Below are 22,878 nucleotides of genomic sequence, written 5' to 3'. Positions count from 1 at the left end.
TAGGCTTGTTCTTCTACTGTATTTATAATGTCTTGTTGTGACTTATTTGTGCCTGCTAAAGAAAAAAAGAATCGAACAGCGAGCTGTTATCTTTTGGTTGGGTTTTTCTATCTAATAAATTTAGTGCTAATTCATTCGCGGTAATTATCTGAAATTCTTCAGTAACGGCTATAGATGGAAAAGGGATGTTTTGTACTTGTTCGCTAGCTTCTTTTTTCATTAACATACCTAATTAAATGATTTTTTTAATTAAAATTTATTTAAAGGTTATGTTAAAAATATAGCAGTAAAATCAAATATATCCATTAATGAGCTAAATAACCTGAAAACTGGATAAGCCATTATGCCTAATATTGTTATTTAACCGTCTATCTGCGTTGATTTTATTACTAATAGCCAGCTATTAGTACATAAAACCGCCTTGTTATACGGGCTAAATCCCAACATTAGGAGAGAAGTAAATGATGTTTTTTAGTGAAATCATCTATATTTACTTTTAAATCATATCAATCAATGATTTACAGAATTCATTATCCAGAGTTCAAGTTAAATATATTTCAAAGTGTTTTGGTAGGAGAACATTAATCGAGTAGGAGTTAATAATACTTTTATAACAGAGAGTTAATGAGTGAGGAATAGCATAACAACAAAGAATAAAATAATGACAGCATTAAAAGCAATGATGTAGGCAAAACCTTTCCAAGTTTCTTTAACTGAATAGCCTTTAGAGTTTATATAACTCCACCAAATTAGGCACATAATAATAGGGAGTAAAAAAAATAATTTAATCATTGTTAGTTTTCATAATTAATTGTTATATCAATATCATAGCGTAACTGTTGGTGCTATGCACTGCAATTCCTCTAAATACGTTTTATTTAAAGGAATAGTATCGAGTAAGTATTATTCAAATGAAGACGTTTATTAACGAGATGTTTATTAATAACAGAGCACAGTCTTAATAAATAAGTTCATTTAATTATAAGATTAAGCGTGCTTAATCTAAATTCTCTTTATGATTTAGATGAATTTCTATTAATAAGTACGGTAAGCGGTTTTCTGATCATATATAAAAATACTAAACTAGGAATTACCATCACGGCGGTTAACACAAAGAACAATGCCCAATTGCCATCAAGCCAATCAACTACTATACCTGAATAAGATCCTAGCATAACTCGCCCAAATGTCCCTAAAGATACCATTAATGCATATTGGCTTGCGGTAAAGGTTTTATTACAAAGTACTGAGATTAAAGCAACAAAAGCGACAGAGCCCCAAGCTGATGTAAAGCCGTCTACAAATACAGTAGCAGCAAATAATGCTTTATTAGGTCCTACTAAAGCCATAACTGCAAATAATAGGTTACTTGCGCCCATAGCAATACCACCAATAAATAAGCCTTTTAAAATACCGTATCTAATAGTGAATACACTACCAATAAGTGAGAATACTATGGTGGTAGCCCAGTTCAGCATTTTAGAATAATAAGCTATATCGCTATTTGAGAAGCCAACTTCACGGTAAAACACAATAGACATACGTCCTAAATAGGCTTCACCAAGCTTAAATAAGAAAATGAATAGTAATATTGAAAGAGCTAGCTTCACGCCATTTCTATCAAAAAATTCTTGTATAGGCGCAACTAACGTTGTGAGTAACCATGCGGTAATTTTATGAATAACATTAGGTACTTGATGCGTATCTAACGGATTGATATTTCTAATGGTGAGGTTCAAATGACCTAACTGTTGAATAAATATAACCAGTAAGAGCACAATAAAAAGAGTAATAAAAGTAAAGCTATAGCTATTAGGTATAAAGTTTTCAGGCCAAGCTGGGTAGCCAATATTAGCGTAAATGATAGAACCAAAAATTGTAGGTAATAAAAGTAAAATGTATAAAGGTTTACGGCCTTGTTTTGGTAGCACTTTTAGGTAGTTTGTTTGAATTAAATCGAGCTCAACTTCTCTGTTATTTGTAGGCTCTTTAACAATGAAGGTGGTTACCATTAATATTGCCATAATTACTGACAATACTAAAAATGCATCTGACCAATCCCAATTAGGACTATCAACTAAAAGAAAAGGGATACTGCCTAAACCTGCAAAGCCCGTCCACCATCCAGCAGTCGCCATAGCTGAGCCCGCAGACATGTAGTTGTTATGATCACCAGCCAGAATATCTATTCGGTAAGCATCTATGGCAATATCCTGGCTAGAACCAAAAAAAGCAATGGTTAAGCCTAGTAGGGCAACTAAACTGAGTTGCTCCGATACATTAACCTGACTTAACTGATAAGTAGCGATAACCATAAATATTTGAGTGAACATGATCCAACTTCGACGTTGTCCAAACTTCGAGGTAAGAAAGGGGAGTTTTACTCTATCTACAAAAGGTGACCACAAAAAATTGATACTGTAAGTAACAAAAATAAGCCCAAATAACCCAATACTTGAACGACTCAAGCCTTCATCTTTTAGCCAGCCACTCATGGCTGAGCCTGTCATTACCCAAGGAAAGCCACTTGCAATACCGAAGCAAAAAATACTAAGCAAGCGTTTATCTTTAAAATAGCGGATTGTGTCAAAAAGAGAGTTGGAACTAGGCATTCAGAAAATTCAAATAATGTTTAATAAATGAAGCGTATCAGAGTGTTTGATATGAAAGAAGTGAATTATAAGGATTGTTACATATCATTTATTTTACTTTCAGTATCTATTAAGGAAGTGGTCTCCATCCAATACAATCTACAGGGTAGCTACCTGTTCCTTTAAAGAAGTCGATACAAGTGGTGATTTCACTTTTAAAGTACAAATTATCGTTGAGTGAATGAGCGCCATGAAGACTTACTTCGTGAATAACATGCCAAAATACTCTTTCTTTAGCGTTACTAGGTGCTTCTTCTTGTATTTTTAACAATGTCCATTCATCCATCGTGTTTGAGATGAATTCATCTAACTCAGTAGGATGAAGTACATGATTTAAAACTGCATTTATGTAATAAATGGATTGTGATATTTTTTCATCGATAAATTTGTCAATTACCATTTTTATTCTCTATCTAATGTTTCGTTATGTTTGCTTTTTATATGTATCTTCTTTTTGGACACTATAGTTTTAAGTTTCAATAAGTACGTATTGTTATCGGGAACATCAATAAGTATATGTATAGCTCAAAATAGAACAAAAGTACTGTATGTAAATAATTCTTGTTTAAAGTGTAGCATACCGTTAGGTATGGAAATGTTTTTTTTTGAGGATATATTGTATAAAATTAAAGCTAAGTCTACGAATACATAGGAATAAAGTGACTTATTTAACCTCAACTCGGGATAATGAATGTTGCAACTAACCCTTAAAAAGGGTTATTTATCAAAATATTAAAGAAACAGAAAAGTACTTCATATGCCATATCATGACTCAATATTGATAGTTTTATGCCTAGCAAGGCGGATTTTTCTTCCCAATAGCGGGCTATTGGTAACAAATACACAGTTTTTTATTCCAGATAAAAACTAAGTACCTACATCTATGTAGGCAACGATGTTAGGCTTAAAAATAGCTTATTGAGTTACTTTGCTTATCCCGAGCTGAGGTTATTTATTATGTAAATAAATATAACCATGCTGACTTATGAGTGTGAACCGTGATTTTAGGGATCTTAACCACTCTTAGTTTTATATAATTAAGTGGTGGTTAAATAATATTAGGTACTAATCAACATAAAGGAGGTTATTTTTTTAATAAGGGAGTGTGAGTAATAGAATGTGAACTTGTTCATTAAGTCATGAAACAAGCTTAATCTGCAGGTAATAAGCTTGCTTTGATGAGTATGATTGGTTTTACTGGAACATCAGCCCAAGACATTTCACCGCTATAATGCGTTTCTACTTTCGCCATCGCTTCTAATATTTCTAATCCTTCAGTGATATTGCCAAATACGGCATAGCCCCAACGTCGGCCAGGATCTAAATTAGCATTGTCTTTAACATTGAAAAAGAATTGTCGATTAGCTGTATGAGGTTTTGATTCCTTTGCCATAGCTATCGTACCCATTTCATTTTTTAAGCCACTGCCTGACTCGTTAATGATGTTTTTATTGACTTTTTTCATCGTAAAGTCTGGCTCATAGCCACCACCTTGTACAATAAAGTCAGCTAATACACGATGAAAAATTGTATTGTCATACTCACCTTTAACTACGTAAGTTAAAAAGTTATTAACGGTAATAGGTGCCTTGGTGCGATCTAGCTCAACAATAATATTACCCATTGAAGTTTCAAGTTTCACTTTTGGAAAAATGTTATAGGGATCTATTTCAATCTCTTCAGCTTGTAAGAAGCTTGAGCATAAAATGATTAAGCTGGTGAATAATGTGAGAAGTTTTCTGTTCATAAAAAAGAAGTGCCTGGTTTATTAAAAATACGTAAACTATAAAGTGTTAGTTGATGCTTTAATTGCGCTTTGAATTTCAAAACTATTAGTTATTCTTACTAAAGTAGCTGCAAGTTGGTTATTGAAATCTCGCTCTAGCACCGCTATATCAGCTTTTAATGGGCCATTACTGCTGCCTGACATGTTAAAGTTTTTTGTTAAAACAGTGTCACCATTTTTAACTAATACTCTTAATGCTATGGTGTTTTTAGCGGTATAGCTAAATAAGCTTTGCTCAACATTAATCAATGCATTATCAATCATAATATCAAGGTAAACATTCGAAAAAGTATCAATACCTAAACCTTGTTTACGTAACACAGGGCTAATCGTTTCTTTAATAATATTCGTTAAAGTGTTTTGACTAGAAAGTAACTTGGCAGGTTCATCATCTTGCTGAATTTGCACAATGTAATTACTGCTGCGTTGATCTGTAACATTAAGCTGAATTTTGTTATCCAAGTATACGCCTTTTGAATAACCAATAAGTTCAGGTGAAACCACCACATGTTTTGGCGCTGTAGAGCATGCGCTGATCATACCAAGTAAGCTTAGTGTTAAAAGTAATGTTAATTTCATCGTTTTATTGCCGCCGTTGTTACAAATTTATCGTTACTAGCGATCAGTCTTTCGTTACCAAATAATCGTTGTAACTTTATGTGATACGCTAATTGACGGTTACCTATAATGCGTAACTCGCCGCCTTTTTTTAATACTCTATAGCTATCTTTAAACATTTGCCAAGCTATATGATCAGTTGTTGCTGTTTGTTGATGAAAAGGTGGATTACATAAAATAAAATCTACGCTATTACTTTCAACGTTACTAAGACAATCATTCACATTAAAGGTGCAATTTTCAGCTGATTTAGGAAAGTTAGCTTTAATATTATTTTCTGCTGACTTCATTGCCATGAATGATTCATCATAAAAATTAACTTGTGCATCAGGTTGTTGATCTAAAATAGATAAACCAATAACTCCATTGCCACAACCCAAATCTATAACTGTTGAGCCTGCAGGAATAGTTGGCAAGTTATCAATAAAATATCTCCCACCAATATCAAGCTTTTCTCTTGAGTAAACATTTGAATAATTAACAATAGTAAAGTTTGTATCTCTATTTTGTACTGATGGCATATCCCAAAGAGTAGGGAAGGGTGATTCAGTTAGAGCTTTACTGTCAATTTGTGTGAACACCAAACGTGCTTTTTTTACAGCTAAAGATGTTTTGGTTATACCTAAGTATTTATCAAACAGTTTTAATGTTGAGCTATGAATTTCTTTAGCTCTGTCAGCAGCAATGAAAACGGTACTTTCAGTGTACTTATTGTTGATTTGGATAAGTTGATCAATAAGAAACGATTTCGTTTTAGGGATTTTATAAAGAACTAAATCTATATCGTCAGGTAATTCATATGTACTAGTGAGGTAGGTAATATTATCAGCATTAATTTCATTCCTCTCTACATTGAGCTTTATACCTTGCTGACTGATATAAGAGTCATTTACACAATAAATATTATGCTCACTCAAGTTGCAACTCAAGGCACCAAAGGCATCATTAAAAATAAGAATGTTTTTAGGTTTGTCTTTAAGTTTTACATCGTCAAAATCGCTGTTTAAATAGTTAATAATATATTCATCAGCAGCATCCCAGGCTTGCAAGCTTCGGTTAACTTGTCCTAGGGGGAAACGTTCTAAAAAAAGGTTTTTATTATTAAAGATGAAAGGGCTAATCATATTAAAAAATTACAACGAAAGGCTAAACTAGTAGAAGTATCTATTGTGTCAAAAATTCATGATTGTCGCTAGTTGATTCGAAGATAAAAAATTAAACTATTTATCTAAGGTAAACACATATTTAGTTAATGACTTTATATTTTATACATTTTTTTAATGGTTAATTTAGGTTTTTGAACTAACCTTAATGACAGGTTAGTAAAAATTATCCGAGGGAAAATATGGCTATTGAAATTCTAATAGAAACAAAGCTCATTAACGCGTTTTCTCCGTCGCACATTGATATAACAAAAGAAGACTTGTTGTTTGATTTGCATAGTGCGGAACAGTTCCATTTTAATGTTGTTATTATTTCTAGTCTTTTTGAAGGACTAAGGATAAAGCAAAGGCATCAAGCTATTAATAGTATTTTAGCTAAAGAGTTAATTGAAAATATTCCAGTATTAACACTTCATACTTATACTGAAAAAGAATGGTTATATAAATACTCATCACTGCCTTTATTCATGAACTCAAACAATATAAATAGAGAGATCGCTTAACCTGTAACCCGTCCTATATTCAACCTTCCAACCCAAAAACCATTCGTTAAACGAGATAAACATAATGATTAATTGAAATAATTATGTTTATCTCGTTTGAAGTTCTATTATTTTTTAACCTTAAGTCATTATAATCTGAAAATTCTTTTCAAAAACATTTCGATTTCCATCAGATCTATCACCTATCTTTCATTATTCAATGAATAGCATTACCTAACTTGAGTTATGATCACAATGACGAGATTTACTGCAAACAAAAGAATACAAATAAAATCACACTCACATTAAAACGTGGCTACTTTACAAAGGTATAATTAAAAAAATTGCCAGAGTAAATGCTAAACAATTTGTTAAAATAGGTATGATTAATAAACCTGTTATGAACTTCTTGTGGCTATAACAACCTAATCTGACAAGAATATTTACAAGATAGATAAATATAATCAGCAAAGTGTCGCACTTTTAGTTACACTTCGCCTAATTGCCAATTCAAGTCATGAATTCATTCATATCAAGGCTGTGTGAATTTATCTTTTTATTGGTTTACCCAACTGCTCGTACCTCTTATTTTGTTCAGCAGAGTAAACTATGCATCATAAAATGAAGAGTAATTATCGAGCTCATTAATCGATAACATATAATATATAAGGTTTTTTTATGGTTATTAAGCCAAAAATTCGTGGTTTTATCTGTACTAATGCACATCCTGTTGGTTGTGACGCCCATGTAAATGAGCAAATTGCTTATGTTAAACAGCACGAGCAATCTACGACTAAACCAAAAAATGTACTAGTTATTGGTGCTTCTACAGGTTACGGACTTGCCTCAAGAATTACGGCTGCATTTGGTAACAATGCAAAAACGTTAGGTATCTTTTTCGAAAAGCCACCAACAGAAAAGAAAACAGCTTCAGCGGGTTGGTATAACACTGCTGCTTTTCAAAAAGCTGCTGACGAAGCGGGTATTTGGTCTAAAAATATCAATGGCGATGCTTTTTCTCACGAAATAAAAGCCAAAGCAATTAACACAATTAAAGAAGAGTTAGGCCAAATTGACCTAATTGTTTACAGTTTAGCTTCTCCACGTAGAACAGATCCTGACTCAGGTGAAGTTTACTCATCAACACTTAAACCTATTGGTCAAAGTGTTACGACTAAAAACTTAAATACTTCAAAACGTATTATCGATTCTGTGTCTGTTGAAACTGCATCAGAAGAAGAAATTCAAGGTACGATTGACGTAATGGGCGGAGCTGATTGGGAGCTTTGGATCAAAGCACTTAACGACGCGGGTGTTTTATCTGAAGGCTTTAAAACCGTAGCATACACATACATTGGTAAAGAACTTACTTGGCCAATATACGGTAAAGCAACTATAGGTAAAGCGAAAGAAGATTTAGACCGTGCTTCATCAGCAATTAAAGCTTCTACTCAAAACATTAAAGGCGAAGCATACGTAACGTCTCTTAATGCTGTAGTAACTCAAGCAAGTTCAGCCATTCCTATTATGCCTTTATACATTTCAGCTATGTTTAAAGTGATGAAAGCGGATGGAACTTATGAAGGTTGTATTGAGCAAATTCAAAACTTATTCGTTGAAAACATCTATAGCGACACACCTCGTTTAGATGAAGAAGGGCGCTTACGTCAAAACTATAAAGAGCTTGAAGATAGTGTACAACAACGTGTAACCGATATTTGGAACACAGTAGACACAGACACTATTGATGAATTAACTGATTACGAAGGTTATCATCAAGAGTTCTTAAAATTATTTGGCTTTGGCGTAAAAGATGTAGATTACGATGCTGATGTAAATCCTGTTGTAGAAATTAATCACCTAGATTAATTTTAAAGCAAGTTTTACAACAAGTATAAAAAGCCGATATGTAAAATATCGGCTTTTTAGGTTTTAAATATAATTAAGCGTATATTTTTTGAGCTAAAAATGATTATTTAGTCTAATTTATAATGAAAAGTAGAAGCGACCGTAGAATGATATATATTGATTGTGCTAAAATCGCGCCAGAAATTTTTTAACCTAAAGCCAGTGGAAACTAGTTTTGCTATGTTTCTTGCTGAAATACACTGAAATCATACTCCATTTAACTTAATAAGGTGCATACCGAATTAAGCAAGGTAGAGTTTTGGTTTTGATACTCCCATCAAAAGTAGTGCAAGTGTTTATGATTACAATAAAAAAAGGTCTGGATGTTCCTGTAGTTGGTTCGCCCCAACAGGTAATCCATGATGGCAACGCCATTAAAACCGTTGCGACACTAGGTGAAGAGTTTGTGGGTATGCGACCTACCATGTTTGTTAAAGTGGAAGATCGTGTCAAAAAAGGCCAGGTTCTTTTTGAAGATAAAAAGAACCCAGGCGTTAAGTTCACAGCTCAAGCATCAGGTGTTGTAAAAGAAATCAATCGTGGTGAAAAACGTGTTTTACAATCTGTTGTTATCGAAATCGATGGCGACGAGAAAGAAACGTTTACAAGCTACGCTGCAAGCGAACTATCAACTATAGAACGTCAAGATGTTGTTAATAACCTAGTTAATTCAGGGTTATGGACTGCATTACGTACACGTCCTTATAGTAAAGTTCCTGCAATTGATTCAACACCAAATTCAATTTTTGTTAGCGCAATGGATACCAACCCAAATGCAGCTGATCCTGAAGTTATTATTAACGAACAGGCTGAAGCATTTAAGCAGGGCTTGATCGTTCTTTCTCGCTTAACTGAAGGTGAAGTGTTTGTTAGTAAGGCGCCAGGAGCTAATATTCCTGTTGAAGCCAACGTTAACGTAAATGAGTTTGCAGGTAAGCACCCAGCTGGCCTTGTTGGAACCCATATACACTTCTTAAAACCTGCAAGTGCAGATAAATTTGCTTGGCATCTTGGTTACCAAGACGTAATTGCCTTTGGTAAATTATTCTCTACAGGTGAACTTGATTCTACTCGTGTAATTTCTTTAGCAGGTCCTGCCGCTAAGAACCCACGTTTAGTGAGAACTATCTTAGGTGCTTCAACGTCAGAATTAACAGACGGTGAATTAGAAACTGGTGAATTACGTGTTGTTTCAGGCTCGTTATTATCAGGTTCAACCGCTAAAGGTGTTCATGGTTATTTAGGTCGTTACCACGTACAACTTTCTTTAATTTTAGAAGGTCGTGAAAAAGAATTTATTGGTTACATGTACCCAGGTGCAAATAAATTCTCTGTAACTCGTGCTTATTTGTCTCATTTCTTCCCGAAGAAATTATTCAACATGACGACTACGACTAACGGAAGTTCTCGTGCAATGGTTCCAATCGGAAACTATGAGCGTGTAATGCCTTTAGATATTTTACCAACTTTGTTGTTACGTGATTTAGCTGCTGGTGATACCGACAGTGCACAACAACTTGGTGCTTTAGAGCTAGATGAAGAAGATTTAGCGCTTTGTACGTTTGTTTGTCCAGGCAAAACAGATTACGGCGTTCTACTTCGTGATTGCCTAACCATAATTGAGAAGGAAGGTTAGTCATGGGTGTCAAAAAGTTTATTGAAGATATAGAGCCGCATTTTGAAAAAGGCGGTAAACATGAGAAGTGGTTTGCGCTTTACGAAGCTGTAGCTACTGGCTTATTTACTCCTGGTTATGTTAACAAAGGCAAAACTCACGTACGTGATAGTATTGACCTTAAACGTATCATGATCACTGTTTGGTTAGCTGTTTTTCCTGCCATGTTTTTTGGTATGTACAACATCGGTTTCCAAGCAACTGAAGCATTAGCTGCTGGCTATGCTTTACCAGATACATGGCAAGTTGGCCTGTTTCAAGCGTTAGGTGGAAGCTTAGCTGCAGATGCAAGTACATTTGGCATGATGCTCTATGGAGCTGTGTTCTTTTTACCTATTTACGCCGTAACATTTATTGTTGGTGGCTTCTGGGAAGTTCTTTTTGCTGCAGTACGTAAGCATGAAGTTAACGAAGGTTTCTTCGTAAGCTCAATCTTATTTGCGTTAATTGTTCCTGCTTCTATTCCTTTATGGCAAGTAGCTATCGGTATTACCTTTGGTGTTGTTGTTGCTAAAGAAATATTCGGTGGAACAGGTAAAAACTTCTTAAACCCTGCATTAGCGGGTCGTGCGTTTTTATTCTTTGCTTATCCTGCTCAAATTTCAGGTGATGCTGTTTGGGTTGCTGTTGATGGTTACTCTGGTGCTACGGCATTAAGTGCTGCTAACCAAGGCCTTATTGAGTATTCAATGAATGCTGACTGGTGGAATGCATTTTGGGGCTTCATCCCAGGTTCTGTAGGTGAAGTATCAACATTCGCTATTCTATTAGGTGGTGCTTATATCCTTTATAAAGGTATTGCATCATGGCGCATCGTATTAGGTGTGTTTGGCGGTATGGTTGTAACTTCTTTACTATTTAACTTTGTTGGTAGCGATACTAATGCAATGTTTGATATGCCTTGGTACTGGCACTTTGTAGTAGGTGGTTTTGCTTTCGGTATGATGTTTATGGCGACAGACCCTGTTTCAGCTTCTTTCACTAACACTGGTAAATACTGGTTTGGTGCTTTAGTTGGCATAATGGTTGTTCTAGTTCGTGTAGTAAACCCAGCGTTCCCAGAAGGCATGATGTTAGCAATTTTATTCGCTAACCTATTTGCACCTTTATTCGATTACTTTGTTGTACAAGGTAATATCAAAAGGAGGCTTGCTCGTAATGTCTAGTAAAAAAGAAACGCCTATCAAAACGGTTGGTTTTGTATTAATTGTTTGTTTAGTGTGTGCTGCATTAGTATCTATTTCTGCAGTTCAGCTTAAGCCTTTACAGGTTGCGAACAAGTTACTTGATCAACAAACTAAAATTTTAGAAGCCTCAGGTTTATTAGAATCTGCTTTAACAGTAGAAAATATTAAAGCTGAAGGTACTGAATCTAAAAGTATCGTTGCTACATTCAACAAATATGTTGACGCTAAAATGATTGATCTGGATTCAGGTGAATTTATTGAAGGTAACCCAGTATTATTTGATGAACGTCGTAATTCACGTGATGCAAGTAAATCTGAAAAGCCTGAGAATGATATAGCAGGTATCAACCGTCGTTCAAATGACGCGGTTGTTTACTTAGTACGTAACGAAGCAGGTTCAGTAAATACTGTTGTTCTTCCTATCGTTGGTTCTGGTTTATGGGATCTAATGTACGGTTATGTTGGTTTAGAGTCTGACTTAAATACTATACGTAGTGTTGTTTATTCAGATCATAAAGAAACTCCGGGCTTAGGTGCTGAAGTAATGAATCCTAAGTGGAAAGCATTATGGCCAGGTAAGAAGATTTATGACGAGCAAGGTGTAGCTAAAGTTCACTTAGTTAAAGGCGGCGCAAAAGCTAACGACATTCATGGTGTTGATGCTTTATCTGGTGCAACTTTAACAAGTAATGGTGTTACACGTACATTACAGTTCTGGTTTGGTGAAGAAGGTTATGCACCTTTCATTACCAAGTATCGCTCTTCGTTAGGTAAGGGAGGTGTTAACTAATGGCTTCAGAAACAAATAAGGTTTTAACTAAACCAATTTTTGATAACAACCCTATTGCGCTACAAATACTTGGTATTTGTTCTGCTTTAGCGGTAACAAGCTCAATGGCAAATGCATTAGTAATGACATTAGCTGTTGTTGTTGTAACGGCATTTTCTAACTTGTTTATTTCGATTATTCGTAATCAAATACCATCAAGTGTGCGTATTATTGTGCAAATGGCAATTATCGCGTCGTTAGTAATTGTAGTTGACCAAGTACTTAAAGCCTTTTCATATCAATTATCTAAAGAACTTTCGGTATTTGTTGGCTTAATTATTACTAACTGTATCGTAATGGGCCGTGCTGAAGCTTTTGCTATGAAAGAAAAGCCAGGTGTTAGTTTCATGGATGGTATCGGTAATGGTCTAGGTTATGGTTTTATTCTAATGAGTGTTGCATTTGTTCGTGAATTATTTGGATTCGGAACAATATTTGGTATCGAAATCTTACCATTGATTCAAAATGGTGGTTGGTATCAAGCAAATGGCTTATTAGTATTACCATTTAGCTCATTCTTCCTTATTGGTTTTCTAATTTGGGCAATTCGCCAATGGAAACCAGAACAAGTTGAGAAGGATTAGAACTCATGGAACATTATATTAGTTTATTAGTTAAAACGATTTTCATTGAAAACATCGCTTTAAGCTTTTTCTTAGGTATGTGTACGTTCTTAGCTGTGTCTAAGAAAGTAAGTACCGCTATGGGGTTAGGTGTAGCAGTTATCGTAGTACTTGGTATTGCGGTTCCAGCTAACCAAATAATCTACCAAGCAATATTAGCGCCTGGTGCATTAGATTCAATGATGGGTATTACAGACCCTAAAGAAACAATTGATTTAAGTTTCTTATCATTTATAACGTTTATCGGTGTTATCGCTGCATTAGTTCAGATCCTTGAAATGGTGTTAGATAAATACTTCCCAGCGTTATACCAAGCATTAGGTATTTTCTTACCGTTAATTACAGTTAACTGTGCGATTTTTGGTGCGGTATCATTTATGGTATCTAAAAACTTAACGCTAGGTGAATCTGTTGTTTATGGTATTGGCTCTGGTATCGGTTGGGCATTAGCTATTGTATTGCTTGCTGGTATTCGCGAAAAGATGAAATATTCTGACGTTCCAGATGGCCTTAAAGGTTTGGGTATTACGTTTATTACTGCAGGATTGATGGCATTTGGCTTTCTTTCTTTCGGTGGTATTTCGTTATAATAAGATTAACAAGGAATACGAGTTGTAACTTGTATTCCCCTAGAAAAGTATAAGGAAAAGTCGATGGAAATCATTCTCGGCGTAGGCATGTTCACTGCGATCGTTATAGCTTTGGTTCTAGTAATCTTATTTGCTAAATCGAAGTTAGTTGCAGAAGGTGATGTGACTATCAGTATAAATGGCGATCCAGCAAAAGCAGTAACAACTGCTGCGGGTGGCAAATTATTAGGTGCATTAGCTGACCAAGGTATTTTTATACCATCAGCATGTGGCGGTGGCGGTACTTGTGGCCAATGTCGTGTTGAAGTGCATTCTGGTGGTGGCGATATTCTTCCTACAGAAGAAGGTCATATTACCAAACGCGAAGCAAAAGCTGGTTGTCGTTTAGCTTGTCAAGTGGCAGTTAAACAAGACATGAATATCGAAGTTGAAGATGAAATTTTCGGTGTTCAACAATGGGAATGTGAAGTTATCTCTAACGATAACAAAGCAACTTTCATTAAAGAGCTTAAGCTACAAATACCAAATGGTGAGTCTGTACCTTTTAAAGCGGGTGGTTATATTCAAATTGAAGCGCCATCGCATCACGTAAAATACAGCGATTTTGATATTGATGATCAATATCGTGGTGATTGGAATCATTTCGGCTTTTTTGATGTTGAATCAAAAGTTGATGAACCAACATTACGTGCATATTCAATGGCTAATTACCCTGAAGAAGAAGGCATTATCATGCTTAACGTGCGTATTGCTACGCCTCCTCCAGGAAGACTACACTTACCAGCAGGTAAAATGTCGTCTTATATCTTTAGCTTGAAAGCTGGTGATAAAGTAACTATTTCAGGTCCATTTGGTGAGTTTTTCGCTAAAGAAACTGATAATGAAATGGTATTTATTGGTGGTGGTGCTGGTATGGCGCCAATGCGTTCACACATATTCGATCAACTTAAACGTTTAAACTCTAAGCGTAAAATGTCGTTCTGGTATGGTGCTCGTTCAAAGCGTGAAATGTTCTACGAAGATGACTATAACGGCTTAGCGGCTGAGAATAGTAACTTCGAATGGCATGTAGCACTTTCAGACCCACAGCCAGAAGATAACTGGGATGGTTTAACAGGTTTTATTCATAATGTACTACATGAGCAATACTTGAAAGAACACGAAGCGCCAGAAGATTGTGAGTACTACATGTGTGGTCCTCCAATGATGAATGCTGCGGTTATTCATATGCTTAAAGACTTAGGCGTAGAAGACGAAAACATCATGTTAGATGACTTCGGTGGCTAATTTTAAGTTTTAGCTTGCTTGATAACGTAATTGCGTTGTCGTGAGTGCTCACCTAGTAAACTAGGCTGCGCGCTCACTCCTAGCACTAACGTCATCAATCGACGCTAACACTTTAAAATTCATTAGAAGTTTGAATATTACAAAAGACGACTTAGGTCGTCTTTTATTATTTATATAAGAATACTTTATTTTTAAAACTATCTGTTCAGTGTATTTACATAAATAATAATTTTTGGAAGTTGTATGAAAAACTTAATTTTAATAGCAGCATTGTTAACATTACTGACGGGATGTTTCCCAAGTAAAAATTTAGATAAACAAGAAGTTTTACTGCAAGGTAAAACTATGGGAACTACCTACAATATTAAAGTTATTGTAGAAAATAATTCAATTGATACTGAGTCTCTACAAAAAGATATCGATATTGCTTTGGTTAATCTGAACCAAGAGATGTCGACTTATATTAAGGATTCAGAACTATCACGCTTTAATCAATTACGTTCGTCAGAGCCTGTAACTTTATCTAAAGGTTTAACTCGCGTTATTCAAGAAGCTATCAGATTAGGAAATCTTAGCGAAGGTAGTTTAGATGTAACTATTGGACCTTTAGTTAATTTGTGGGGATTTGGACCTGAGTATCATCTTGAAAATGTGCCTTCAGATGAACTGCTGCAACAAACCAGAACTAAAGTTGGTATTGAAAATATCACCTTAAACGGTAATCAGTTAAGTAAAAATATTGATGAGCTTTATATCGACTTGTCGACTATCGCTAAAGGTTACGGTGTAGATCTTATTGCCGAACTTATAGAAAACCAAGGTATTCAAAACTACTTAGTTGAAATTGGTGGTGAGATGCGCTTAAAAGGTTTTAAAGATACTGGTGAGTTATGGCATGTTGCTATCGAAAAACCGATAAGTAACGAAAGAGTTGTTCAACAAGTAATTGTTCCAAAAGATAATGCTGTAGCAACGTCAGGAGATTACAGAATTTACTTTGAATCTAATGGTCAACGTTTCTCTCATATAATCGATCCTGAAACAGGTAAACCTATTAATCATAGATTAGTGTCTGTTACGGTTATCCATCCTTCATCAATGACTGCCGACGGTTTATCTACGGCTATGATGGTAATGGGTGAAGAGAAAGCCCTTAAGTTTGCGCAAGACAATGACTTAGCTGCTTACTTTATTAGTAAGTCTGATAATGGCTTTGTTGAACAAAGCACGGTAAAATTCAGTCAATATCTGAAATAATTTAAGCTCAACCACTATGATAGAAATGTCATTAGTAGTTTTGAGCAGATACAGAAAAATTAGCAACTAAATTGAGAATTTTATACAGTTATTCTCGGTCTATATCAAAGTGACAACAAACGCTAAAGTAGCGTTATAAAATTTTATATTTTAACAAATATTAAGGCTATATTATGGGTACCTTTTTAATTACATTTGGTTTTTTTCTTGTAGTAGTTGCAGCAATGGCTGTTGGTTATATATTTCAAAATAAAACCTTAGCGGGCTCTTGTGGTGGTTTATCATCAATGGGTATTGAAAAAGCTTGTGACTGTGAAAATCCGTGCGAAAAAAGAATGGCACGTGAAGCTGCAGCAAACAAAGAAAATACTATCGATATCAAAAACATCTAGTTTTATAAAATAAGTAGGCTTTTCGATGATCACTCATGAACCTAATATCCGTTATACAGCGGATAATACTCGATACGAAAATATGCAATATAGTCGCTGTGGAAATAGCGGATTGTTATTATCGAAATTATCATTAGGTTTATGGCAAAACTTTGGTGCGGTTGACTCTTTATCAAACGCACAAGAGCTTTTATTTACTGCATTTGATGCAGGTATTACACATTTCGATTTAGCGAATAACTATGGACCACCTTACGGTTCTGCCGAATCGACTTTTGGTAACGTTTTAACTAGCGAAGCGTAAATCTCGGGGGCTTGCCCCCGTGCTGGATAGTGTATACTGGGGGGACCCCAGTAAATGCTATTCTTCATATGGAACTTCAAAGAAATACACATCATGTCTTTAGATTAATGTACCACTTTGTGTGGATACCAAAGTATCGACACAAAGTCTTCATTGAACCTTATCGTTCAACAATGAAAGCAATTATTCAAAAGTAGGATATGACTACGATATTGATATCGTAGAGTTAGAAATTCCGAGTGACCATATTCATATGGTTATTAGAGGGATCCCTAAACAGTCGCCAAGCGATGTTATGCAAATAATTAAAAGTATAACTGCTCGTGAGTTTTTTAGAAGTTATCCTGAAATTAAAAAGCAGTATTTCTGGGGCGGTAAATTATGGACACAAAGCTTTTTTGTTGAAACGATTGGTAACGCAACAGAAGAAGTTATCAGGAAATATGTTCAAGAACAGTTAATCGAATTAGATGGTAAAGAAATTAATAGCGATCAACTGAACTTGTTTTGAAACTCGGTCGCTTGCGGCCGAGAATTTTATAACAGTACCTTCACTCCTACAGAGACGAACTGATCATATCCAGTAAAGCTGGCTACGATATGTGGCCAGGTCCTTATGGTGTTGGTGGTTCAAGAAAATATCTGATTTCAAGTTGCGACCAAAGTTTACAGCGTACAGGTTTAGAATATTTTGATATTTTTTATCATCACTGTATGGATCAAGAAACTCCTCTTGAAGAAACCATGCAAGCACTCGACTACTTAGTTAGATCGGGTAAAGCCTTGTACGTAGGACTTTCAAATTACCAACCTGAACAAACGGCTAAAGCTATTAAAATATTAGATGATTTAGGTACACCATTACTTATTCATCAGCCGCGTTATAATATTTTTGATCGTTGGATTGAAGATAGTTTAACCGATGTATTGCTAAATGAAGGTGTCGGATCTATTGTGTTTTCACCTTTAGCTCAAGGCTTATTAACCGATAAATACTTACAAGGGATCCCAGAAGGCTCTAGAGCTTCAAGACCTGAGCTTATTTATCTTAATGATAGCGATATAACTGCAAGCAAAATGGAAAAAATAGCTCAGCTGAATGATCTAGCGAAAAGCCGAGAGCAAACATTAGCTCAAATGGCGATAGCGTGGACTTTAAATAATAAAGCCGTAACAACCTGCTTAATTGGGGCGAGTAAGAAAGAGCAAATTCTTGATTCTGTAAAAGCATTAAATAACTTAAGCTTTAGTGAAGACGAGTTAACTCAAATTAATGCTATTTCAAATAGCTAACGTTTATTGAGTAAACCCTTAAGTTGATAGCTTGTTTATCTATTCACTTATTTACAAGTAGTTAATAAAGCTCAATAACTAAGTCATATCCATTTATAACTCTATTCCTCTTTAAAAATACATCACATCAATGACTTCCTTGATTGAACATTCAAGAGAATTAACTTAAACTGGTTTAATATACAGTGTTCGGGCTTCTCATGGTTAAAAAATTTATTCACATCGATATGGACGCATTTTTTGTATCTGTTGAAATTAGGGATAATCCTACATTAGCTAATAAACCAGTAGCTGTTGGTGGTAAATCAGATCGACGTGGCGTTCTTTCTACTTGTAACTATATTGCACGGGAGTACGGTGTAGGTTCAGCAATGGCAACATCAATAGCCTTACAAAAGTGTCCTGACCTTATCGTGGTACCTGGTCGAATGGATGTTTATAAACAAATATCAGTTAAAATTAGAGCCATCTTCGAAAAATATACTCACTTAATTGAACCTTTATCTTTAGATGAAGCCTTTTTAGATGTTACCGAATGCACACTGTTCAAAGGTAGCGCTACACTTATTGCAGATCAAATCAGGCAAGAAATATTTGATGAACTTAATCTCACAGCCTCTGCAGGCATAGCTCCAAATAAGTTTCTAGCAAAAATAGCCAGTGATGAAAACAAACCTAACGGGCAATGTGTTATCACGCCAGATCAAGTAGGTGCTTTCGTTGAAAAAATGTCATTAAGTAAAATACCTGGCGTCGGTAAAGTCACCTTCGAAAAACTTAAAGCTCATGGTTTAGAGTATGGTCGAGATGTTATTGCTCATGACAAATCTGAACTTATACATAAATTCGGTAAGTTGGGCATCTCTTTATGGGATAAATGCCAGGGTATAGATAACCGTGAAGTGGTTACGAGTCGGGTACGTAAATCTGTAGGTGTTGAAAGAACCTTTGCGCAAGATTTTCATTCCTCAGAAGAAATGAACAACTACATGGTAGATAACTTAATTCCAGAATTAAAAAAACGTTCAGCGTCTTATTTAAAAACACGCACCATAAGTAAATTAGGCGTTAAAGTTAAGTTTAATGACTTCCAACAAACCACAAAAGAATTTAAATATCATAGTTTTGATGAGCAAGTATTTAATGAACTTTTACATGAGGCATTAGCGCGAGGTGAGGGTAAGTCTGTGCGCTTGTTAGGTGTTCATATTGGTCTTTCAGACGAGCCTGATGAACATCATCAATTTGAACTTGGCTTGTAGGTTTAACGGTACAAGGGAGGTTTTTCAGTATTACTGCGTCGTTACCCTTGTTATTCAAAACTTTACTCAAATATAATTAACGTCACTTCAGATTGATGGGTTTGATAACCCATTGATTTATATTAGACCTTAGTTTTCAGATTAAGAGAAATGAAAATAGCTTAACCCGAGCAGAGGTTAACTAGATTGAATCACCTTTTTTAGTAAAAATAATGACATAACTGGTTTAATTGCACTCAATAATGAGTAAAATAAGCTGATATCAATGAGTATCATATTTCTAGCTTACGACTTGTATAACGCCATTTGAAAATTAATGTTGCTTAGGTTTCTATCCCATTAATTTAGTTAAATTATTTAGACCATTTATGATTTTAACTGTGTTAACTTATGACATTACTCAGTGTAGGCATCAATATAGTTATCGATTAGTATGACGAGAGAAAAGGTTTAGCTACTTGAATAAAAGCATTGTACATTTAGCTATTGGTTTACTCTCAAGATGAGAGCATTCTGATAAAGAGCTAACGCAAAAATATTGCTAAGAAAGTGTGAACTTGAAGAGATAAATCCTGTTATAGATTTTCTTATCGATGAAGACTATTTAAGTAATGAACGCTTCGCTGAAAGCGTATTTAGAACACGCGTAAACAGAGGGTTTGGTATAAGTACATCTATAATCTCTCAATTAAATAATAATCAGCAAATTGATTGGTATCTTCAAGCCCAGCTCGCGTATAATAAACGCTTTGGTACAGCAGCTGTTATTGATCAAAAAGATAAAGCAAAGCGTGCACGATTTTTACAGAGTAGAGGCTTTGCCTCCGATGAAATTTTCTCCATTTTGTAATTACGCAAAAGTCGAAAATAAATAATTAAATGTTAACGAATTGGATTTTCCCATGATTAAAACGAGTGCTGAATTACGTCAAGCATTTTTAGGTTTTTACGAATCTAAGCAACATCAAATTGTACCTAGTAGCTCATTAATTCCTGGTAATGACGCAACATTACTTTTTACCAATGCGGGTATGGTGCCATTTAAAGATGTATTTTTAGGAACTGAGCAACGTAGTTACACACGTGCTACTTCTTCACAGCGTTGTGTTCGAGCGGGTGGTAAACATAACGATTTAGAAAATGTTGGCTACACAGCTCGCCATCATACATTCTTCGAAATGCTAGGTAACTTCAGTTTTGGTGATTACTTTAAAATTGAAGCTATTCAATATGCATGGGAATTTCTTACTGAAGTATTACAACTTCCTAAAGATAAATTATTAGTCACTGTATATGCAGATGATGATGAAGCATTTAACTTTTGGGCTGAAAAAATTGGTGTACCTGTCGATAAAATTATTCGTATAGGTGATAAATCTCCAGATAAAAAATACGAATCTGATAACTTTTGGTCAATGGGTGATACAGGTCCATGTGGTCCTTGTTCTGAAATATTCTATGATCACGGCGAAGATATTTTTGGTGGACCTCCTGGTTCTCCTGATGAAGACGGCGACAGATTTATTGAAATTTGGAACATCGTTTTCATGCAATATAACCGTCAAGCTAATGGTGATATGGATTTACTTCCTAAACCATCAGTTGATACAGGTATGGGCTTAGAGCGTATTGCTGCTATTTTACAAGGTGTACACAGTAACTACGAAATTGATATTTTCCAAAACCTAATTTCAGATGTTGCTAGCCTTTTAGATTGTAAAGACTTAGAGCACAAATCTTTACGTGTAATTGCTGATCATATTCGTTCTTGTAGCTTCCTTATTATTGATGGTGTTATCCCGTCAAATGAAGGTCGTGGTTATGTTCTTCGACGTATTATTCGCCGTGCTGTTCGCCATGGTAATAAATTAGAAGCTAAAACTGAGTTCTTTTATAAAATTGTAGCTTCATTAGCTAAGCAAATGGGTGATGCATACCCAGAGCTTATTGATCAACAAGCCACAATTGAAAGATTACTACGTATCGAAGAAGAGCAATTCGGGCGTACCTTAGATAGAGGTATAGCATTACTTGATAACATGTTATCTGAAATGAAAGGTGACGTGATTTCAGGTGAAGATGTATTCAAGCTTTACGATACTTACGGTTTCCCAGCTGACTTAACGGCAGATATTGCACGTGAACGTGACTTAACAATTGACCAAGACGGTTTCGATCTAGCGATGAAACGTCAACGTGAAAGAGCTCAGCAAGCAAGTCAATTCGGTACTGATTACAACCAACAGTTAAAGTCGGAAAAGGTAAGTGAATTTGTTGGATACACTCAACATGCACTAACATCAACGGTTGTTGAATTATTTTTGAATGGGGAATCAGTTCAAAACCTTAAAGCAGGTGATAAAGGTGTTGTTGTTTTAGACCAAACGCCATTTTATGCAGAGTCTGGTGGACAAGTTGGTGATACAGGTGTTCTTCGTTCAGCTTCAGGCGTATTTGAAGTTAAAGATACGGTTAAGTTAGGCAATGCTTTTGCACATCACGGTATTGCACAAAGCGATATTAGCTTAAATGAAAAAGTAGAAGCTGAAATTGATTTAGTGAATCGTCAAGATATCATTAAAAACCATACAGCGACTCATTTACTTCATGCTGCTTTACGTACTGTTTTGGGTGATCATGTTACGCAAAAAGGTTCTTTATGTGATGCAGAGAAATTACGTTTCGATTTCTCTCATTTTGAAGCGGTAACTGCTGAAGAATTACATACTGTTGAACGTATGGTAAATGACGAAATTCGTGCTAACCATCAACGTAATACAGAATTAATGAACATCGAAAAAGCCAAAGAAAAAGGTGCTATGGCATTGTTTGGTGAGAAGTACGATGAAGAAGTTCGTGTTGTTACTTTAGGTGGTTTTTCTACTGAGTTATGTGGTGGTGTTCATATCAATCAAACAGGTGATATTGGATTATTTAAAATTGCCTCTGAGTCAGGTATAGCTGCAGGTGTTCGACGCATTGAAGCTTATACAGGAAACGGTGCTTTAAGCTTTATTGATGAACAAGCAGGCTCACTTACACAAATTGCCACTATGGTTAAATCTGATGTAAACAGTGCGGCGAGCAAAGTAGAGCAGTTAATTGGCAAGAGTAAAGTTCTTGAAAAAGAAATTGCTCAATTAAAGCAAAAGTTAGCCGCCTTAGCAGGTTCTGATCTCGTTAGTCAGGCAGTTGAAATTAACGGTATTAAAGTACTGATTGCTAATCTTGAAAATGCCGAAGCTAAATCTTTACGTGGCATGGTAGATGACCTTAAAAACAAAATGGGTTCAGCTATTATTTTCTTAGCAACAGCTAATGACGATAAAGTAAGCTTAATTGCTGGTGTAACGAAAGACTTAACAGGTTCTGTTAAAGCAGGCGAGTTAGTGAATGTCGTTGCTCAACAAGTTGGCGGTAAAGGTGGCGGACGTCCAGATATGGCGCAAGCGGGTGGTAGTCAACCAGAAAACCTTGTAGCGGCACTTGAAACCGTTAAACCTTGGTTAGAAGAAAAGTTAGCTTAATTTGGGTTTTACTTACTAATAAAAAAACCAGCTAATTTAGCTGG

At 35.3% G+C, this 22,878-nt stretch carries 19 protein-coding genes and 3 pseudogenes; 16 read left to right on the top strand and 6 right to left on the bottom strand.

What is annotated here, in order from left to right; all coding sequences use genetic code 11:
- Window positions 1-55: 55 nt before the first annotated feature.
- From ACPUVN_RS10075 to ACPUVN_RS10050, 6 genes are all read right to left on the bottom strand, one after another.
- Complete coding sequence (locus ACPUVN_RS10075; RefSeq protein ID WP_426369024.1) at window positions 56-220, bottom strand: hypothetical protein; 165 nt, start codon at window positions 218-220, stop codon at window positions 56-58.
- A 793-nt stretch (window positions 221-1,013) separates the two neighbouring features.
- Window positions 1,014-2,558, bottom strand: a complete 1,545-nt coding sequence (locus ACPUVN_RS10070; RefSeq protein WP_426369023.1) for an AmpG family muropeptide MFS transporter — start codon at window positions 2,556-2,558, stop codon at window positions 1,014-1,016.
- 163 nt (window positions 2,559-2,721) lie between these two features.
- Window positions 2,722-3,051: a hypothetical protein gene (locus ACPUVN_RS10065; RefSeq protein WP_426360448.1), complete on the bottom strand. Its 330-nt coding sequence runs from the start codon at window positions 3,049-3,051 to the stop codon at window positions 2,722-2,724.
- A gap of 750 nt (window positions 3,052-3,801) precedes the next feature.
- Window positions 3,802-4,398 carry a peptidylprolyl isomerase gene (locus tag ACPUVN_RS10060; protein WP_426360449.1) on the bottom strand — a complete coding sequence of 199 codons (597 nt, stop codon included), beginning with the start codon at window positions 4,396-4,398 and terminating at the stop codon, window positions 3,802-3,804.
- A 36-nt stretch (window positions 4,399-4,434) separates the two neighbouring features.
- Window positions 4,435-5,016, bottom strand: a complete 582-nt coding sequence (locus ACPUVN_RS10055) for a YajG family lipoprotein (RefSeq protein ID WP_426360450.1) — start codon at window positions 5,014-5,016, stop codon at window positions 4,435-4,437.
- Complete coding sequence (locus tag ACPUVN_RS10050) at window positions 5,013-6,179, bottom strand: methyltransferase (RefSeq protein ID WP_426360451.1); 1,167 nt, start codon at window positions 6,177-6,179, stop codon at window positions 5,013-5,015. Before ACPUVN_RS10050 ends, ACPUVN_RS10055 begins: the two co-directional genes overlap by 4 nt.
- 221 nt (window positions 6,180-6,400) lie before the next feature.
- Here ACPUVN_RS10050 and ACPUVN_RS10045 point away from each other — a divergent pair, with 221 nt between their 5' ends.
- From ACPUVN_RS10045 to alaS, 16 genes and pseudogenes are all read left to right on the top strand, one after another.
- Window positions 6,401-6,721: a BolA/IbaG family iron-sulfur metabolism protein gene (locus tag ACPUVN_RS10045; RefSeq protein WP_426360452.1), complete on the top strand. Its 321-nt coding sequence runs from the start codon at window positions 6,401-6,403 to the stop codon at window positions 6,719-6,721.
- 657 nt (window positions 6,722-7,378) lie between these two features.
- A complete protein-coding gene (gene fabV, locus ACPUVN_RS10040; RefSeq protein ID WP_426360453.1) occupies window positions 7,379-8,569 on the top strand; it encodes an enoyl-ACP reductase FabV in 1,191 nt (396 codons plus the stop codon).
- 337 nt (window positions 8,570-8,906) lie between these two features.
- Window positions 8,907-10,244, top strand: a complete 1,338-nt coding sequence (locus tag ACPUVN_RS10035; protein ID WP_426369022.1) for a Na(+)-translocating NADH-quinone reductase subunit A — start codon at window positions 8,907-8,909, stop codon at window positions 10,242-10,244.
- A 2-nt stretch (window positions 10,245-10,246) separates the two neighbouring features.
- Window positions 10,247-11,449 carry an NADH:ubiquinone reductase (Na(+)-transporting) subunit B gene (locus ACPUVN_RS10030; RefSeq protein ID WP_426360455.1) on the top strand — a complete coding sequence of 401 codons (1,203 nt, stop codon included), beginning with the start codon at window positions 10,247-10,249 and terminating at the stop codon, window positions 11,447-11,449.
- Window positions 11,442-12,260 (top strand): Na(+)-translocating NADH-quinone reductase subunit C, encoded by an 819-nt coding sequence (locus ACPUVN_RS10025; RefSeq protein ID WP_426360456.1) that lies wholly within the window; start codon window positions 11,442-11,444, stop codon window positions 12,258-12,260. The genes ACPUVN_RS10030 and ACPUVN_RS10025 overlap by 8 nt, the downstream gene beginning before the upstream one ends.
- Window positions 12,260-12,883 (top strand): NADH:ubiquinone reductase (Na(+)-transporting) subunit D, encoded by a 624-nt coding sequence (locus tag ACPUVN_RS10020; RefSeq protein ID WP_426360457.1) that lies wholly within the window; start codon window positions 12,260-12,262, stop codon window positions 12,881-12,883. The genes ACPUVN_RS10025 and ACPUVN_RS10020 overlap by 1 nt, the downstream gene beginning before the upstream one ends.
- A 5-nt stretch (window positions 12,884-12,888) precedes the next feature.
- A complete protein-coding gene (nqrE, locus tag ACPUVN_RS10015) occupies window positions 12,889-13,512 on the top strand; it encodes an NADH:ubiquinone reductase (Na(+)-transporting) subunit E (protein ID WP_426360458.1) in 624 nt (207 codons plus the stop codon).
- A gap of 63 nt (window positions 13,513-13,575) precedes the next feature.
- Window positions 13,576-14,799: an NADH:ubiquinone reductase (Na(+)-transporting) subunit F gene (gene nqrF / locus ACPUVN_RS10010; protein WP_426369021.1), complete on the top strand. Its 1,224-nt coding sequence runs from the start codon at window positions 13,576-13,578 to the stop codon at window positions 14,797-14,799.
- 243 nt (window positions 14,800-15,042) lie between these two features.
- Window positions 15,043-16,056 (top strand): FAD:protein FMN transferase, encoded by a 1,014-nt coding sequence (locus ACPUVN_RS10005; protein ID WP_426360460.1) that lies wholly within the window; start codon window positions 15,043-15,045, stop codon window positions 16,054-16,056.
- Window positions 16,057-16,229: 173 nt separating this feature from the next.
- A complete protein-coding gene (nqrM, locus tag ACPUVN_RS10000) occupies window positions 16,230-16,448 on the top strand; it encodes a (Na+)-NQR maturation NqrM (RefSeq protein WP_426360461.1) in 219 nt (72 codons plus the stop codon).
- A 25-nt stretch (window positions 16,449-16,473) separates the two neighbouring features.
- Window positions 16,474-16,737: pseudogene (locus ACPUVN_RS09995) on the top strand (aldo/keto reductase); the annotation flags it as partial.
- Window positions 16,738-16,820: 83 nt separating this feature from the next.
- A pseudogene (gene tnpA / locus ACPUVN_RS09990) lies at window positions 16,821-17,263 on the top strand (IS200/IS605 family transposase).
- 32 nt (window positions 17,264-17,295) lie between these two features.
- Window positions 17,296-18,045, top strand: a pseudogene (locus ACPUVN_RS09985) (aldo/keto reductase); the annotation flags it as partial.
- A gap of 200 nt (window positions 18,046-18,245) precedes the next feature.
- Complete coding sequence (gene dinB, locus ACPUVN_RS09980; protein ID WP_426360463.1) at window positions 18,246-19,307, top strand: DNA polymerase IV; 1,062 nt, start codon at window positions 18,246-18,248, stop codon at window positions 19,305-19,307.
- Between the two features lie 538 nt (window positions 19,308-19,845).
- The gene (locus ACPUVN_RS09975; RefSeq protein ID WP_426360464.1) at window positions 19,846-20,157 is read left to right on the top strand and encodes a regulatory protein RecX; all 312 of its coding nucleotides are present in this window, start codon (window positions 19,846-19,848) and stop codon (window positions 20,155-20,157) included.
- Between the two features lie 52 nt (window positions 20,158-20,209).
- Window positions 20,210-22,834 (top strand): alanine--tRNA ligase, encoded by a 2,625-nt coding sequence (gene alaS, locus ACPUVN_RS09970; RefSeq protein WP_426369020.1) that lies wholly within the window; start codon window positions 20,210-20,212, stop codon window positions 22,832-22,834.
- The last annotated feature ends 44 nt before the right edge of the window (window positions 22,835-22,878 follow it).

The sequence above is a fragment of the Pseudocolwellia antarctica genome (assembly GCF_049933045.1).
Classification (GTDB): Bacteria; Pseudomonadota; Gammaproteobacteria; order Enterobacterales; family Alteromonadaceae; genus Pseudocolwellia.
This window is presented reverse-complemented; position numbering and strand designations above follow the sequence as displayed.